Source organism: Duganella rhizosphaerae (genome assembly GCF_040364205.1).
GTDB lineage: Bacteria > Pseudomonadota > Gammaproteobacteria > Burkholderiales > Burkholderiaceae_D > Rugamonas > Rugamonas rhizosphaerae.
Genome location: NZ_BPWK01000001.1, coordinates 165,301 through 181,261 on the forward strand (window position 1 = coordinate 165,301; position 15,961 = coordinate 181,261).

The 15,961-nt window shown below is 64.3% G+C and carries 10 protein-coding genes; 5 read left to right on the top strand and 5 right to left on the bottom strand.

Annotated features, from left to right (window positions below; all coding sequences use genetic code 11):
- Window positions 1–38 precede the first annotated feature (38 nt).
- From RUGAMON1_RS00755 to RUGAMON1_RS00765, 3 genes are all read right to left on the bottom strand, one after another.
- A complete protein-coding gene (locus tag RUGAMON1_RS00755; protein WP_445228705.1) occupies window positions 39–947 on the bottom strand; it encodes a carbohydrate kinase family protein in 909 nt (302 codons plus the stop codon).
- Window positions 948–949: 2 nt separating this feature from the next.
- A complete protein-coding gene (locus RUGAMON1_RS00760; RefSeq protein ID WP_445228706.1) occupies window positions 950–2,158 on the bottom strand; it encodes an AGE family epimerase/isomerase in 1,209 nt (402 codons plus the stop codon).
- 135 nt (window positions 2,159–2,293) lie between these two features.
- On the bottom strand, window positions 2,294–3,316 hold the full coding sequence (locus tag RUGAMON1_RS00765; RefSeq protein WP_445228707.1) for a LacI family DNA-binding transcriptional regulator: 1,023 nt from the start codon (window positions 3,314–3,316) through the stop codon (window positions 2,294–2,296).
- Between the two features lie 314 nt (window positions 3,317–3,630).
- On the opposite strand from RUGAMON1_RS00765, the gene RUGAMON1_RS00770 reads away from it, so the two are divergent.
- Genes RUGAMON1_RS00770 through axe2C form a run of 5 tightly spaced genes read left to right on the top strand, consistent with a single transcriptional unit; the run spans window position 3,631 to window position 14,836 of the window.
- Window positions 3,631–4,905 carry a sugar MFS transporter gene (locus tag RUGAMON1_RS00770; protein WP_445228708.1) on the top strand — a complete coding sequence of 425 codons (1,275 nt, stop codon included), beginning with the start codon at window positions 3,631–3,633 and terminating at the stop codon, window positions 4,903–4,905.
- Window positions 4,906–4,917: 12 nt separating this feature from the next.
- Window positions 4,918–7,140, top strand: coding sequence for a glycoside hydrolase family 3 C-terminal domain-containing protein (locus RUGAMON1_RS00775; protein WP_445228709.1), 2,223 nt, complete (start codon window positions 4,918–4,920; stop codon window positions 7,138–7,140).
- A 24-nt stretch (window positions 7,141–7,164) separates the two neighbouring features.
- Complete coding sequence (locus tag RUGAMON1_RS00780) at window positions 7,165–8,499, top strand: glycoside hydrolase 5 family protein (RefSeq protein WP_445228710.1); 1,335 nt, start codon at window positions 7,165–7,167, stop codon at window positions 8,497–8,499.
- An 11-nt stretch (window positions 8,500–8,510) separates the two neighbouring features.
- Complete coding sequence (locus RUGAMON1_RS00785) at window positions 8,511–9,716, top strand: glycoside hydrolase family 27 protein (RefSeq protein ID WP_445228711.1); 1,206 nt, start codon at window positions 8,511–8,513, stop codon at window positions 9,714–9,716.
- Complete coding sequence (axe2C, locus tag RUGAMON1_RS00790) at window positions 9,713–14,836, top strand: bifunctional acetylxylan esterase/glucomannan deacetylase AxeC2 (RefSeq protein ID WP_445228712.1); 5,124 nt, start codon at window positions 9,713–9,715, stop codon at window positions 14,834–14,836. The genes RUGAMON1_RS00785 and axe2C overlap by 4 nt, the downstream gene beginning before the upstream one ends.
- Here axe2C and RUGAMON1_RS00795 read toward each other — a convergent pair.
- The gene (locus RUGAMON1_RS00795; RefSeq protein WP_445228713.1) at window positions 14,823–15,506 is read right to left on the bottom strand and encodes an LrgB family protein; all 684 of its coding nucleotides are present in this window, start codon (window positions 15,504–15,506) and stop codon (window positions 14,823–14,825) included. The two genes, axe2C and RUGAMON1_RS00795, sit on opposite strands and share 14 nt — an antisense overlap.
- On the bottom strand, window positions 15,503–15,910 hold the full coding sequence (locus tag RUGAMON1_RS00800; protein ID WP_445228714.1) for a CidA/LrgA family protein: 408 nt from the start codon (window positions 15,908–15,910) through the stop codon (window positions 15,503–15,505). The genes RUGAMON1_RS00795 and RUGAMON1_RS00800 overlap by 4 nt, the downstream gene beginning before the upstream one ends.
- Window positions 15,911–15,961 lie beyond the last annotated feature (51 nt).

The window sequence follows — 15,961 nt, forward strand, 5'->3', positions numbered from 1 at the left end:
AACCGTATGACGGTCCCCATGCTGTTTACTGCGACTTCCTACGGCAGCAGCGCCTCGATCTGCGCCAGCGAAGGCGGCGACGCTCCCGCAGCCAGGCATGCGGCGGCGCCGGCCGCCACGGCAAACTGCAAATGCTGCGAGGGCTGATTGTGCGGACGATGCATCATGCTCCATGCCAGCGCCGCGATGCTGGCGTCGCCCGCGCCGACGGTGTCGACCACGGTGATCGGCGGCGCGGGCAGGTGCCACGCCTGGTCGCCGACGTGCAGCGATGCGCCGGCTCCGCCCTTGGTGTACAGCCAGGTGGCGGTAGGATTCCAGCTGCGCAGCGTGGCGAAGGCGCCTTCGATATCGGTAGTGCGGAACAGGCCTTCCAGATCTTCTTCGGATACCTTGATGACGTCTGCCAGTTCCGTCATGCGGCGCAGCGTGGCGTCGTAACGCTCATCCATCAACAAGCGGTAGTTCGGGTCGTAGCTGATGCGCACGCCGTCCTGCTTGAGTTGCGCGGCCAGCGCCACCAGCTTGTCCGCCAGCGGTTGGCGCGCCAGGCTGATGCCGCCGAAGTGCGCCCATTTGCAGTGCGCGCGCCAGCCGTCCGGCAGCGCCGCCGCGTCGAACTGCAAGTCGGCACTGTCGTCGCCGACAAAGAAGTAGGCCGGCGGATCGGTGCGGTGCACGATCGCCAGCAGCGGCGATTTGTCGCAGCGCTGGAGGAAGCGCAGGTCGAGCCGCGCGGCCTCGCTGGCCTGCCATAGCGCGTCGCCGAAGACGTCGCGGCTGATGGCGCCGGCGAAGGCGGTCGGCACGTCCAGCCGGGCCATGGTGCGCGCCACGTTCCAGGTCGAGCCGCCCACCTGGCTAAGCCACTGTTGCTGTTGCGGGTCCTGCACGATCATGTCGGTCAGCGCTTCGCCCGCCGCCACGAATACCGGAAAAGCCGTCATGCTTAATCCTTCAATACGTTGAGCACTTCGTAGCAGGCGCCCATGGTGTGATAGTCCACCTTGCCGGCGGGGCTCTTCTCGTCGGTCAGCTTGCTGTTGTCCGCGCCGAGGATGCGATACCACGCGCCGTGCTGATGATCGACGAAATGTTCCCAGCTGTAGGCCCAGATCTTGTCGTACCAGGTCCAGTAGCGCGATTCGCCGGTGCGCGCGGCCAGCAACGCGGCGGTTGCCAGGCTTTCGGCCTGCACCCAGAAGTATTTGAGATCGTCGCAGATGCTGCCGTCCGGCGCGAAGCCGTAGTAGATGCCGCCGTGTTCGTGGTCCCAGGCCTTGGCCAGCGCGGCGTCGAACAGTTCGACGGCGCGCGGCAGCAGCCAGTTGCTGCCGCCTTCCAGCTGCTCGCTGTGGCGCTCCAGCAGCAGCAACAGCTTGGCCCACTCGGTCAGGTGGCCCGGCTGGTAGCCCCACGGACGGAAGATGTTGCTCTTGTCGTGGCGGTTGTATTCGGTGTCCACAGACCAGTCGGCGTGGTAGTGCTCCCAGATCAGGTTATCGGCCAGCGCCGCCTGGCGTTGCGTGATGTTGCGGGCCAGTGTTTCGGCGCGCAGCAGGTAGGCGCGTTCGCCGGTCGCCTCGAAGGCGGCGATCAGCGCTTCGCAGGCGTGCATGTTGGCGTTCTGGCCGCGATAGGGCGCCAGGAAAGTCCAATCGGAGCTCGCTTCGTCGGCATACAGGCCGTGGGCGGGTTGCCAGAAGCGGCGCTCCATCAGCGCGTAAGTCTCGGCGATCCATTCGCGCGCCTGCGTCTCGCCGGCCATCAGCGTGTGGCTGTAGGCCAGCAGCACGAAGGCAAGTCCGTAGCAATGGTTGGTGCCGTCGGTGACTTTGCCGGCGCCGTTGTTCCAATCCAGCTGCCAGGCGTAGCCGCCGGTATCGGTGTTGCGGTGCGCCTTGCGCAGGAAATCCAGGCCGTGGCGCAGGCGCTGCTGGTCGGCCGCTTCGCCGAACTGGCGCCACGCCATCGCGTGCGTGAAGATGAAGCGTGTGCTGCTGACCAGGTGGCGGGTGTGCGCGTCATAGACCGTTCCATCATCCTTGTAGAAGTGATAGAAGCCGCCGCTGGGGTCCACGCAGCGGTCGTCGTAGAAGTGCTTGGTGTGGCGTATGTGGTTCAGCAGCGTTGCGCGGGATTGAAAATCTGGTACCATCGTCAGGTCCGTTTGTGGGTTAAAAAGCAGGCCGCCTTGTAAGGCAAAGCGCTGTATGGTTTTCAGGCGCGCAGCAGCCCCCGCATACGGTTCCTGCGAACCGTACGCCCTGCGGCAAAGCCTGGTCTGTAAAGATTATTTCTGTATGCGCCACCCGTCGAACACGGTGCTGGCACGGACGATCAATTCCACCGGCGCGATCTTTTCCACTGCTTCTTCCTGCTGCCCGCTGAGCAGCAGTTCCACGCCCAGCGCGCCCAACGCCTTCTTATCGATGCGCAGCGTCGTCAGCGGACGATGCCCCAGCACGGCGGTCGCGATGTCGTCGAAGCCGACGATGGCGATGTCGTGCGGGACCTTCAAGCCCTTGGCCAGGCAGCAGCGCATCGCCACCAGTGCGGCGCTGTCGTTGTAGCAGAACACCGCATCCGGCGGATGGGGCAGCGACAGCAGCTTCTCCATCGCTTCCCAGGCGCCGGTTTCCAGGTCCACGCCGTCCGGCAATCCCGCCTCCAGGCGCGGATCGGCCAGGATGCCTTCTTCAAACAGCGCCTGCCGGTAGCCACGCGCGCGCTCGCGGATGCTGTAGTGCGACAGCGGACCGGAGATGAAGCCCACGCGGGTGCGGCCGGTGTCGATCAGGTGCTTGGTGGCCAGGTAGCCGCCCATCATATTGTCCGGGTTGACGGAGCTGTAGCCGCGCAGCTGCATATCGATCAACACCAGCTGCTTGCCGGTCGAGCGCAGGGCGCTCAAGGTCTCCGGTTCGAAGAAGCCGGCGCAGACGATGCCGTCCGGCGCGTGCATGCGGATCTGCTCGATCAGGCCATCCGCCGGCCCCACCGCCATGAACGACAACACGATGCCCTGCTTGCGGCAGGCTTCCTCGGCGCCGTGCAGCACCGGCGAGTAGAACGGGCTGCTCGACGCGGTGTTGTGCTGGCGGTGCAGCAGGAAAGTCAGCCGCCGCAGGCGTTTCGGCCGCAGCTTGCAGAAATCGTAGCCCAGCTCCCGCGCCGCTTCCAAGACCATCTGGCGGGTAGCCTCGGTCAATCCCGGTTCATTCTTCAGCGCCCGCGAGATGGTCCCGGCGGACACCCCGGCGACTCGGGCGATATCCCGTATCGTCACTCCGGCGACATTCGTGGCATTGCCCATCTACCCTCCAAGTATCTTTATGAAACTGTTCGCGGCGGGGCCGTCGACAGGATTCTGTATGAACGCAGTCTTGCATAAGCGTCCACGCCCGGTCAAACAACTAGGTGATTTTCCCGAAAAGTTTAGCGCAATTTACTAAACATGCCAGTTTTAGCCTTTCGCTGCGTCGCAATGGCGGCGTCGCGCCTATATCGGCGTGTTTAGTGAAGGTGGCTAAACTGCGGCCGAAATGCGCTTGCCGTTTGACCACCGGATGGCGCCCATGCAGAATCTTTTTCATTAATATAAAAACCATCCATACAGGAGACAGATTTATGGAACACGTTGCATCGGCAGCTTTGCGCCCTCACGGTCAAACGGACCAGGAAGGAACCAGCAACACCGTCCCGCTGGTCATCATCACACTGCTGTTCTTCATGTGGGGGTTGCTAACGTCGTTAAACGACGTGCTGATTCCGCATCTGAAATCGATTTATACCCTTAATTACGTGCAGGCGATGCTGGTGCAGTTTTGCTTCTTCGGCGCCTACTTCATCGTCTCGCTGCCGGCAGGGATGCTGATCAAGCGTATCGGCTACCAGCGCGGCGCGGTCAGCGGCCTGGTACTGGCGGCCGGCGGCTGTGCGCTGTTCTATCCGGCGTCGATGAATGGTTATGCGCTGTTCCTGCTGGCTTTCTTTGTGCTTGCCAGCGGCATCACGATATTGCAGGTGGCGGCCAATCCCTACGTCACGGTATTGGGCGCCCCGGCCACCGCGTCGAGCCGGTTGACGTTGACGCAGGCTTTCAATTCGCTGGGCACCACCATCGCGCCCACGCTGGGTGGCATCCTGATCCTGTCCGAGGGGGCGCCCGCCGTCGCGAACCTGGTCAAATCCAAGGCGGAGGAAGCCGCCGCAGTACAGGGGCCTTACCTGGTGCTGGCTGCCGCTTTGCTGGCGCTGGCCATCCTGTTCGCGTTGGTGCGGCTGCCCAAGATGACCCATGCGGAGGAGGCGGGCGGTGTTATCTCCACCGTCGAGAAATCCGTGCTGGCGCATCGCCATCTGGTGCTCGGCGCGATCGGCATCTTCCTGTACGTCGGGGGCGAGGTCAGTATCGGCAGCTTCCTGATTAACTTCCTCGGCGAGTCCAACGTCGCCAGCCTGCCGGCCGGCGCTGCCGCGCATTACGTCAGCTATTACTGGGGCGGCGCCATGATCGGCCGCTTCATCGGCTTCGGCGTGATGCGCTATGTCAGCCCCGGCAAGGCGCTGGCGTTCAATTCCACGGCGTCCATCGCGCTGATCCTGGCCGCGATCTTCGGCAGCGGCGCGGTCGCCATGTGGAGCATCATCGCGGTTGGCCTGTTCAACTCCATCATGTTCCCGACCATCTTCAGCATGGCGCTGCACAAGCTGGGCAAACAGACCGGTCAGGGTTCCGGCATCCTGTGCATGGCCATCGTCGGCGGCGCCGTGGTGCCTTTCGCACAAGGCTTGCTGGCCGATTCGATCGGATTGCAATGGTCGTTCTTCGTGCCGGCCGCCTGCTACACCTTCATCCTTTACTTCGGTGTGAAATATGCGGGTATGTACTCCACCCGCTAAGAAAGAGAACCTATGAGTAGCGATCTGAATTTACGCCCGTTGGCAATGGCGCTGGCGGTTGCCATGGCGCTGGCCGCTGTGCCGGCGGCTGCGCGGACATGGATGGATACCTCGCTGAGCGCGGACAAGCGCGCGGAACTTGCATTGCAGGCCATGACCCAGCAGGAAAAACTGATCTGGGTATCGGGCTGGTTCGGCTCCGACTTCGGCGACAAGAAACGCAATCCGGCCGCGTTGCCTTTCTCGGCGGGCTATATTCCCGGCGTGCCGCGGCTTGGGTTGCCTGCCTTGTTCGAGACCGACGCCGGCCTGGGTGTGGCAACGCAGGCCACCAAGACCCCGCGCGAACGCACCTCGCTGCCGTCCGGCCTGGCCACCACAGCCACCTGGGACCGCACGCTGGCCTACAGCGGCGGCGCGATGATAGGCGCCGAGGCGCGCGCTTCGGGCTTCAACGTCATGCTGGCCGGCGGCGTGAACCTGCTGCGCGAGCCGCGCAACGGCCGCAATTTCGAATACGCCGGTGAAGATCCGCTGCTGGCCGGCGCCATGGTGGCGCAGCAGATCAAGGGCATCCAGTCCAATCACGTGATCGCGACGATGAAGCACGTCGCCGTCAACGACCAGGAGACCGGTCGCTTCGTGCTCGATAGCCGCATCGACGACGCGGGCAACCGCATGTCGGACCTGCTGGCCTTCCAATTGGTGCTGGAGCAGTCCGATCCCGGCTCGGTGATGTGCTCCTACAACCGCCTGAACGGCGTCTACTCCTGCGAGAACGACTACCTGCTCAACCAGGTATTGAAGAAAGACTGGGGCTTCAAAGGCTACGTCATGTCCGATTGGGGGGCGGTGCACAGCACGGTCGCCGCCGCCAACGGCGGCCTCGATCAGCAGTCAGGCTGGGAATTCGACAAGAGCCGGTACTTCGGCGGCGCGCTGGAGGAGGCGGTCGCCAACGGCCACGTGCCGCAGGCGCGCTTGGACAATATGGTGTTCCGCATCCTGCGCACCATGTTTGACAAAGGCGTGGTCGATCATCCGGTAGCCGAAGGCGGGGCGATTGATTTCACGGCGCATGCGCTGGTCAGCCGCAGCGATGCCGAGGAGGGCATGGTCCTGCTGAAAAATACCGGCAGTATGCTGCCGCTGAAGGCCGGCGTGAAGAAGATCGTCGTCATCGGCGCGCACGCGGATGTGGGCGTGCTGGCCGGCGGCGGATCGTCACTGGTGTATCCGGTTGGCGGCAGCGCCGTCACCGGCATCGCGCCGGCCAGCTGGCCGGGTCCGGTGGTCTACCATCCTTCGTCGCCGCTGAAGGCGATCCAGGCGCGCGCGCCGGGCGCCAGCGTGGTTTATCACGACGGCCTGGATGCCGCAGCCGCCGCCCGCGCCGCCGCCGACGCCGACGTGGTGCTGGTGTTCGCGCAGCACTGGGTGGGCGAGGCGCTCGATGCGGTCTCGCTGTCGCTGCCGGACAATCAGGACGCGCTGATCGCCGCCGTCGCCAAGGTCAATCCAAAAACGGTGGTGGTGCTGGAGACCCCAGGTCCGGTGTTGATGCCGTGGCTGGACCAGAGCGCCGCCGTGCTGCAAGCCTGGTACGCTGGCACCAGCGGCGGCGAGGCCATCGCCCGCGTGCTGTTTGGCGAAGTCAATCCGTCGGGACGCTTGCCTGCGACGTTCCCGGCGTCGGAAAGCCAGTTGCCGCGTCCCGTGTTGGACGGCGATCCGAAGAATGAGAGCGTGCGCTTCGCCGTCAATTATCATGAGGGGGCGGCGGTCGGCTACAAGTGGTTCGACCTGAAGGGCATGAAGCCCTTGTTCCCGTTCGGTCATGGTTTGTCGTACACGCAGTTCGCCTATTCCGGCCTGTTTGCCAGCCAGAAGGACGGCAAGCTGCAACTGAGCTTCAAGGTGACCAACACCGGTGCTCTCAAAGGCAAGGATGTGCCACAGCTGTATGTGGCGCCGCAGGGAACGAAGTGGGAAGCGCCGAAGCGCCTGGCCGGCTGGGACAAGGTCGAGCTGGCGCCGGGCGAAAGCAAGGAAGTCAGCGTGAGCGTCGATCCGCGCCTGCTGGCGATGTTCGACAGCCGTTCCAGGACCTGGCGCATCGCCAAGGGCGGCAACAAGGTACTGCTGGCGCATGACGCGGCGGATACCGGGGCGGCCAGCATCACCGTGCAACTGCCGCAGCGCGTACTGGATGTCACCGGCAAAGCAAGCAAGTAAATCAACCATAAGAAAGATCGAGACATGAAACAACTGTACAAATTTTGTGCCGCCGCCCTGATGTTAAGCGCTTGCGGTATTGTTAGCGCTATCGACGCCCCTGGTAGCGCCGGCAAGGGCGATTTCGTCAGCGTCAAGAAGACGCACTTCAGCCGCAAGGGCCAGGCTTACTATATCGCCGGCGCGAACTTCTGGTACGGCGGCTACCTCGGCGCGGCCAGCGGCGTCGGCGAACGCGCGCGCCTGTTGAAGGAGTTGGACAATATGCATGCGCTGGGCATCAACAATCTGCGCGTGCTGGCGGTCTCCGAAAAGACCGAGATGAAGAGCGCCGTGCGTCCCGCCACGACTGCGGCGCCGGGCCAGTACGACGAAGACCTGCTGGTGGGCCTGGACTTCCTGCTGGCGGAAGCGGCCAAGCGCGATATGACGGTGGTGCTTTACCTGAACAACTTCTGGCAATGGTCGGGCGGCATGACGCAATACCTGAACTGGTTCGAGGGCACGCCCGCGCTGGACCCGAACGTCACCAACGACTACGACGGTTTCATGACGAAGACCGCCGGCTTCTATCGCAACCCGGCCGCGCAGGCCGAGTATCGCAACGTGATCGCGAAGATCGTCAAACGTGTCAACACCATCACCGGCAAACCGTACTCCGAGGATGCCAGCATTATGTCGTGGCAGCTGGCGAACGAGCCGCGTCCTGGCAGCGGCATGGCGACGCCGGAAGAAAAGGCGGTCTACGTCAAGTGGGTGGACGAGGTGGCGGGCTACATTCATAGCCTGGACAAGAACCACCTGGTCAGCAGCGGCAGCGAAGGCCTGGCTGGCTCCGCGCAGGATGCGCAGCTCTACCAGGATGCGCACCGCACCCACAACATCGACTACCTGACCTATCACTTGTGGCCGAAGAACTGGGGCTGGTTCGATTCGAAGAACCCGACCGGCAGCTGGAACGGCGCTATCGCCAAGAGCCGCGACTATCTGAACTCGCACATCGAACTGGCCAAGAAGCTGAACAAGCCTATCGTGCTGGAGGAGTTTGGCCTCGACCGCGATGGACCGTCGTTCAGCGTCAAGGCCACCACCAAGATCCGTGATCGCTTCTATCGCGAAGTGTTCGACATCATCCACCAGCGCGCCAGCAAGGGCGATCCGATCGCGGGCTTCAACTTCTGGGCCTGGGGCGGGGCCGGCCGCGCGGCCAACGCGGACTACTGGTGGAAACCGGGGAATGACTTCGTCGGCGATCCGCCGCAGGAAGAACAGGGCTTGTACTCGGTGTTCGACTCCGACGTCAGCTCGCTGTTACTGATCAAGGAATACGCCGACCGCCTGCACAGCATCAAACACTAAGGAGCCGCCGCATGAAACGCTTATTGTTGATCATGCTGGCGATGGTCGCCTGTGCGAACGCCAGCGCACAAAAGTTCGATGGACTGGCCGCCACGCCGCAAATGGGCTGGAACAGTTGGAACACCTTCGCCTGTAATATCAACGAAAAGCTGATACGCGACACCGCAGATGCGATGGTCAAGCTGGGTCTGAAGGATGCCGGCTACGAGTACGTCAACATCGACGATTGCTGGCACGGCACGCGCGACAAGGACGGCGTGATCCGTCCGAACGCGGAACGCTTTCCGTCGGGGATCAAGGCGCTGGCGGACTATGTGCATGGCAAGGGACTCAAGCTGGGCATCTATTCCGACGTCGGCGCCACCACCTGCGGCGGCCATCCGGGCAGCCGTGGGCATGAATACCAGGATGCGATCACCTACGCATCCTGGGGCATCGACTACGTCAAGTACGACTGGTGCGACAGCAAGGGCCTGAACGCCATCGGCGCCTACACCACCATGCGCGACGCGATCCGCAGCGCCGGCCGGCCGATGTTGTTCAGCATGTGCGAATGGGGCGAAAGCAAGCCCTGGGATTGGGCTGCCGACGTAGGCCATTCGTGGCGCACCACCGGCGATATCTATCCGTGCTGGGATTGCGAGTTCAATCACGGCTCGTGGTCGCAGTTCGGTGTGTTGCGCATACTGGACAAGCAGGCGGGCTTGCGCAAGTTCGCCGCTCCGGGGCACTGGAACGACATGGACATGCTCGAAGTGGGCAACGGCATGAGCGAGGACGAGGACCGCGCGCACTTCGCGATCTGGGCGATGCTGGCGTCGCCGCTGATCCTGGGGAACGATCTGCGCAGCATGCCCGAGGCCACGCGCCGCGTCCTGGTCAACAAGGACGTGATTGCGATCAGCCAGGACAGGCTGGGCGTGCAGGCGTTGAAGTTCATGGACGGCGCCCAGCTGGAATACTGGGCCAAGCCATTGGCCGACGGCGGCTGGGCGGTCATGCTGCTTAACCGCGGCGAGCAGGCGGCCACGATCAGCTACGACTGGAAGAAGCATGTCATCGGCGATGACCTGAGCAAGCGCGAGGCGGACTTCAAGAAGACCGTCTACGACTGGACCGAAGTCTGGAGCGGAAAAACGGGCGACACCGGCAGCAAGCTCGAAAGCAAGCTCGCGCCGCATAGCGTGCTGCTGTTACGCCTGAAGGTGCGCGGATGAACCGCCAGTTGATACTTCTGGCGGTGCTGGCATGGTCCGGTGCGCAGGCGGGCGACCATTGGGGGCCGTACAACGCGGAGTTCCCGGCCGCCAGCGATGGCCTGCTGAAGAAGGTGACGCAGGGTGATATCTTCACTTCGGCGCAATCGCAGCCGTTTAGCATGAACGGCTGGTTCAAGCCGTCGGAGGCGGCGCACGGCCGCACGTTGATGGCCGGCGTGACTGGCGCCCAGGCAGGCATTGGATGGTTCCTGTGCAGTGTGGACGGCAAGTTCGGGTTCTGCGGCTATGGCGTGGAAGTGGTTTCGGCGTTGGCGCTTGCGCCCGACGAATGGGTGCATCTGGCGGCGGGCTATGACGGCAGGAAGATGACGCTGTACGCAAACGGCAGCGTCGTCGCGCAGCGCGAGGTGGCGTTGCAGGCGTCCCGGCCGGGCGACGGCAACGCGGTTGCGCAGATATCGCTTGCGCCGCGCAGCGGATCCGGCGCGGGCTATGCCGGCCGCATCGCCGGCTTCGTGGTCGGCAGCGCGGTATTGGATGCTGACGCGGTCCGCGCCGCGGCAGCAGCCCCGCCCAGTGAAGCACTGATCAATTTCGAGACAGGCAGTCCGTCGTGGCCTATCCAGGTCCGTCAGATGTACGGCCAGACCGCCCCTCAGGATCCATGGACGCTGCCGAAATCGGGATCGCCGTTGCAGGAGCCGAAAGCCAGGCCGGCCTACAGCGGCCCGGTGCTGGCGCAGGGCGGGCCGAATCTCTGGACCATCAAATCGTGGAAGCTGCAGGTGGCGCCGCAGGTGCGGGCGGCGCCGGCGCAGATATCCTCCGCCGGTTTCGATGCCGCCGGCTGGTATCAGACCACCACGCCCGGCACCGTGCTGACCACGCTGGTCGATCGCGGCGTCTATCCCGACCCGGACTACGGCCTGAACAACCTGGCGATTCCCGAATCGCTGAACAAGCAGGATTACTGGTACCGCACGCCGTTCGAACTGCCCGCGGCATTCAAGGCCGGCCAGCACCTGTTCGTCACCTTCAAGGGGGTGAACTACGAAGCGCAAGTGTGGATCAATGGCCGCAATCTGGGCGGCATGAAGGGCGCCTTCGTGCGCGGCACCTTCGACATCAGCCCTTACTTGAAGCTCAAGGGCCAGAACGTCATCGCCGTCAAGGTCTCGCCGCCGCCGCACCCCGGTTTGCCGCAAGAGGAATCGATGACGGCCGGCGCGGGGGAGAACGGCGGCACGCTGGCGCAGGACGGCCCGACCTTCATCGCCTCCGAAGGGTGGGACTGGATACCGTCCGTGCGCGACCGCAACACCGGCCTGTGGCAGGACGTGGAACTGCGCGCCACGCGCGAGCTAAAGCTCGGCGATGCGCAAGTCATCACCGCGCTGCCCAAGGCCGACAACAGCGTGGCCGACGTCAGCATCGAAGCCGCCGTGACCAATTTGTCCAAGGCGCCGCTGCGGGCGACGGTGCGCGCCACCATCAGCCGGCGCGATGGCGGCATGAAGCCGATCCTGGTCAGCAAAAACGTAACGCTGGCGCCGGGCGAGCAAACCGTGCGCTTCACGCAGGCCGATTTCGCCGCGCTCAGGCTCCAGCATCCCAAACTGTGGTGGCCGAACGGCTACGGCGCGCCGGACCTGCACGATCTGAAGCTCGAAGTGCTGCAAGGCGCGCAGATGTCGGACCAGGCCAGCAGCCGTTTCGGCGTGCGCGCCGTGACGTACGAGCTGTCGCTGGTCGATCAAAGCGGCCATCTGCGCCGCGTGGAAGCGGACTTCACCAAGGGCCGCGAACTGGGCGTGCGCATCACCGACGGGCGCCATCAAGCTATCAGGAAGCTGTCCGACAATAACTGGGCCACCGGCTTGCGGCCCGAGGCAGAAGGCACGGCGGCGATCCGTCCGCTAGAAGAGACCACGCTCAGTCCCTTCCTGGTCATCAAGGTCAATGGCGTGCGCATCGCCGCGCGCGGTGGCAACTGGGGCACGGAAGACTGGCGCAAGCGCATCGAGCGTGAGCGGCTGGAGCCGTACTTCCGCCTGCACCGTGACGCCAACGTCAACATCATCCGCAACTGGGTGGGACAGAACACCGAGGACGCGTTCTTCGACCTGGCCGACGAATATGGCCTGATGGTGCTGAACGACTTCTGGGCTTCGACTCAGGACTACAATCTTGAGCCGCAGGACGTGAATCTGTTCGTCGACAACGCGCGCGATGTGGTCAAGCGCTATCGCAACCATCCGTCGGTGGTGTTGTGGTTCGGTCGTAACGAAGGCGTACCGCAGCCAGTGCTGAACGAGGCGCTGGAGGCGATGATCTACCAACTGGACGGCACCCGCTGGTACACCGGCAGCTCCAACCGCATCAATCTGCAGAACAGCGGGCCATACAATTACCAGGCCCCCGCCACCTATTTCACCGAGCACGCCAAGGGCTTCTCGGTGGAGGTGGGTACGCCGTCCTTGCCGACAATGGAGGCGTTGCAGGCCGTAGTGCCGGCCACCGACCAGTGGCCGCTTGGCGACACCGTCAGCTATCACGACTGGCACCCGGACGGCAACGGCAGCGTCAAATCCTTCACGGCGGCGATGGCAAACGAGTACGGTGCACCGGCCTCGCTGGCGGACTTCGAACGCAAGGCGCAGCTGCTCAACTACGAGAGCCACCGCGCCATCTTCGAAGGCATGAACGCCGGCTTGTGGCGTCAGAACAGTGGCCGCATGCTGTGGATGACGCAGCCCGCGTGGCCCAGCACCATGTGGCAGATCCTGAGCCACGATTACGACACGCACGGCGCCTACTATGGCGTCAAGAGCGCGGCCGAGCCGGTGCACGTGCAAATGAACCTGCCGGATTACCAGCTGATGGTGGTGAACAATCCCGCGACCGCCCTGAATGGCGCGATCTTGTCCTGGTTCGCCTGGACGGTTGACGGCAGGATGGTTGGCCATGGCGACCGGCCGGTGCAGGTTGCCGCGGTGTCGACATCGGAAAATATCGATGTCGGCATCGGCGCGCTGCTGGCGCAGCACAAGCTGATCGTGCTGAAACTGAGCCTGAAGGACGCCGGAGGCAAGCAGCTGTCGCAGAACGTCTACTGGCCGAGCGCCACGCCGGCCGACCAGCAGGAGCTCAACAAACTGGCCGCCGTGCATCTGGGCGTCTCCGCGCGCTGGGCCAAATCCGCACCGGACGGTGAGCGCAGGCTGGAGGTCACGCTCAGCAACCGCAACGCCGCGCCGGCGCTGGGCGGCAAGCTGACTCTATTCAACGCGGGCGGCGAGCGCATTTTACCGGTCTATTACTCGGATAACTACCTGGGCCTGATGCCAGGCGAGGCACGCACCATCACGATCGCCTTCAAAGGGCAGGGCGACGTGCGGCTGGACCTGCGCGGCTGGAACGTGGCGCCGCAATCGCAGGCCATCGGCAGCGAGGCCGGACTGACAGGCGACGGCAGCGCGTGCGGCACCACGCCATCTCCCCGCAAGGTGGAGTATTCGTGGATGACGGTGCAGCGCTGGCAGCAGAGGTTCCGCGACCAGACTGCGATCGCCGATGCTGGCGGCGTGGACCTGCTGTTCGTCGGCGACTCGATCACCGAAGGCTGGAACAAGGCGGTATGGGATCAATCCTTCGGCGGCTGGTATCCGGCCAACTTCGGCGTCGGCGGCGACCATACCGGCAACGTGCTGTGGCGGCTGGAGAACGGTCACGCGGACAAGCTGCACCCCAAGGTCGTGGTGCTGACGATAGGCGTGAACAACTTCTTCCATTGCAGCGCCACGCCGGGCGAGGTGTTCGACGGTGTGCAGGCGGTGCTGGCCAAGCTGCGCGCGCTGTACCCGGATGCCCGCGTGCTGCTGAACGCCGTGCTGCCGTATGAGCAACCGGCCAGTAGCCCCAGGCGCGCGCAGGTCGCGGAGCTGAACCGCATGATCGCCAAACTGGATGACGGCCGCCACGTCTTCTTCCACGACTACGGCGCGCGTTTCCTGCAAGCCGACGGCGACATGTCGCCCGAGGTGATGGCGGACTTCCTGCACCCGACCGCCAAGGGCTACCAGATCTGGTCCGACGCGATGTTGCCGGACATACGCCAGTTGATGGGCGCTGGGCCGATAGCCGCCGCCGATCTGCACGTGGCGCGCATGGGCCGCAGCGATCTACGCGAGGATGGCGCGGTGCGCTTCGGCTATCCCGGCGTGAGCTTCTACCTGAACTTCCAGGGTACGCGCCTGGATGCCGAAGCGGAAGCCAGCGGCGCCGACAGCTATCTGGACGTGATCGTCGACCATGGTGAGACGCGCAAAGTCAGGTTGTCACCGGGCCGCCGGACGTTGGCTCTGGTGGCGGGCGCCAGCGCCGGCCGGCACGAGGTGGAAATCGTCAACCGCTCAGAAACCTGGCATGGCACCGCCGCTCTGCTGCGCTTTGAAACAGACGGCCAGTGGCAGGCGGCCCCCGTTCTCGCGGAGCGCAAGCTGCTGATGTTGGGCGATTCCGTCACCTGCGGCGAGGCCATCGACCGGGTGCCGGGCGCGAAGAAGGAGCCTTCATGGTGGAACGCCCGCGCCTCCTACGGCATGCTGATGGCGCGCCAGCTGCATGCGCAAGTGCAGCTGGTCTGCTATGGCGGACGCGGTCTGGTGCGCACCTGGGACAACAAGACCGATGAACTGAACCTGGCCGACTACTACCAACTGGCGATTGCGGACAAGGCGCATCCGGTGCCGTGGGAGCAGCGCAACTATCTGCCGGACCTGATCGTCAGCGCCATCGGCAACAACGACGTCAATCCCGGCATACCGGAGCGCGAGCCGTATGTGCAGGCATACGTGCGCCTGGTGCAAATGCTGTTGAAGGATCACCCGCAGGCGCAGATCGTGCTGACCGAAGGCGCCCTGCAAAGCGGGGAAAAGAAGGCAGCGCTGGTGGACTACCTGAACGAGACGGTGCGCCGCGCTGGCGGTCAGCGCGTGCATTACGTCGCATCGCAAGCCTATCCCGGCGACGCCACCGACGGCCACCCGACCAGGGAGCAAAACGTCAGCATCGCCAACGACCTGCTGCCGCAGGTGCGCGCCATCATGCGCTGGTAAGCACGGTCCCGAGCCAGGGCGCCAGCAGTACCATCAGGACGCCGCTGAAGATCATGGTCAGACTGGCGACAGCGCCTTCCCGCGGGCCGATCTGGCGCGCGGTGCTCAGGCCGAAGCCATGCGCCGCCGCGCCGAATGGCGCGCAGCGCGCGATGCGCATCCGCAGCGGCATCAGGCCAAGCAGCGCCTGTCCCAGCAGGATGCCGAACAATCCGGTGATGATGACGAATATCCCCGTCAGCTGGGAGGAGCCGCCCAGGTGCCGCGTGGCCTCCAGCGCAAACGGTGTGGACACCGACCGCGCCAGCAGGCTTTGCGCCATGCTGCCGTGCAGGCCAAGCAGCCGGTCCAGCAGCAGCGTGCTGCCCACCGAGGCGGCGATGCCGGCGCAACTGCCCAGGCTCAGGGCCAGCCAATGCTGCTTCACCAGATCGCGGTGCTGGTAGATCGGCAGCGCAAAGGCCACAGTCGCGGGGCCGAGCAGCCAAGGCAGCCAGCGCGTATCGCCGAAGTATTGCGAGAACGGCGTGGACGACAGTTCCACCACAGCGATCAGGATGGCGGAAGTGGTGATGGCCGGCGTCAGCCAGAAGTAGCGATAGCGCCGGTACAGGGCCTGGTTCGCATAGAACAGGCCTAGCGTCAGCAGCAGAAACAGCAAAGGCTTCATGCCAGCGCTGCCTTGCGCTGCCCGCGCAGTCGGCGCAGGCGGCGGCCGCGGTCCATCCGGCACACCCATTCGACCGTGAACGCCGTGGCCAGCAGCACCGCGATGAAGCCCAGGCCGATCGCCGCGAACAGCCGCAGACCTTCGCTCTTCAGCAGCCCGGTGAACTGCACCACCGACACCACCAGCGGAATAAAGAACAGCAGCATATTCGACAGCAGCCAGTTCGCGCCGTGTTCGACGGCGGCCGGGCGCACCGTCCCGCTGAGCAGCAGCGCGACCATCGCCAGCAGGCCGACGATGCCGCCGGAGAAGGGCAGGCCGAACCAGGATGCGGCGCGGTCGGCGCCGTACCAGGCGGCGATCAGCAGCAGCACTTGCGCGACGGTGGAAAAGAGACGTTTCATGCCCCCATTCTAGGCCCGCCCTTTAAAAAGATAAAATGAATTAAAATTATG

Coding starts and splice junctions, on each gene's coding strand:
- RUGAMON1_RS00755 (WP_445228705.1), bottom strand. CDS start 947: ATGACGGCTTTTCCGGTATTCGTGGCGGCGGGCGAAGCGCTGACCGAC.
- RUGAMON1_RS00760 (WP_445228706.1), bottom strand. CDS start 2,158: ATGGTACCAGATTTTCAATCCCGCGCAACGCTGCTGAACCACATACGC.
- RUGAMON1_RS00765 (WP_445228707.1), bottom strand. CDS start 3,316: ATGGGCAATGCCACGAATGTCGCCGGAGTGACGATACGGGATATCGCC.
- RUGAMON1_RS00770 (WP_445228708.1), top strand. CDS start 3,631: ATGGAACACGTTGCATCGGCAGCTTTGCGCCCTCACGGTCAAACGGAC.
- RUGAMON1_RS00775 (WP_445228709.1), top strand. CDS start 4,918: ATGAGTAGCGATCTGAATTTACGCCCGTTGGCAATGGCGCTGGCGGTT.
- RUGAMON1_RS00780 (WP_445228710.1), top strand. CDS start 7,165: ATGAAACAACTGTACAAATTTTGTGCCGCCGCCCTGATGTTAAGCGCT.
- RUGAMON1_RS00785 (WP_445228711.1), top strand. CDS start 8,511: ATGAAACGCTTATTGTTGATCATGCTGGCGATGGTCGCCTGTGCGAAC.
- axe2C (WP_445228712.1), top strand. CDS start 9,713: ATGAACCGCCAGTTGATACTTCTGGCGGTGCTGGCATGGTCCGGTGCG.
- RUGAMON1_RS00795 (WP_445228713.1), bottom strand. CDS start 15,506: ATGAAGCCTTTGCTGTTTCTGCTGCTGACGCTAGGCCTGTTCTATGCG.
- RUGAMON1_RS00800 (WP_445228714.1), bottom strand. CDS start 15,910: ATGAAACGTCTCTTTTCCACCGTCGCGCAAGTGCTGCTGCTGATCGCC.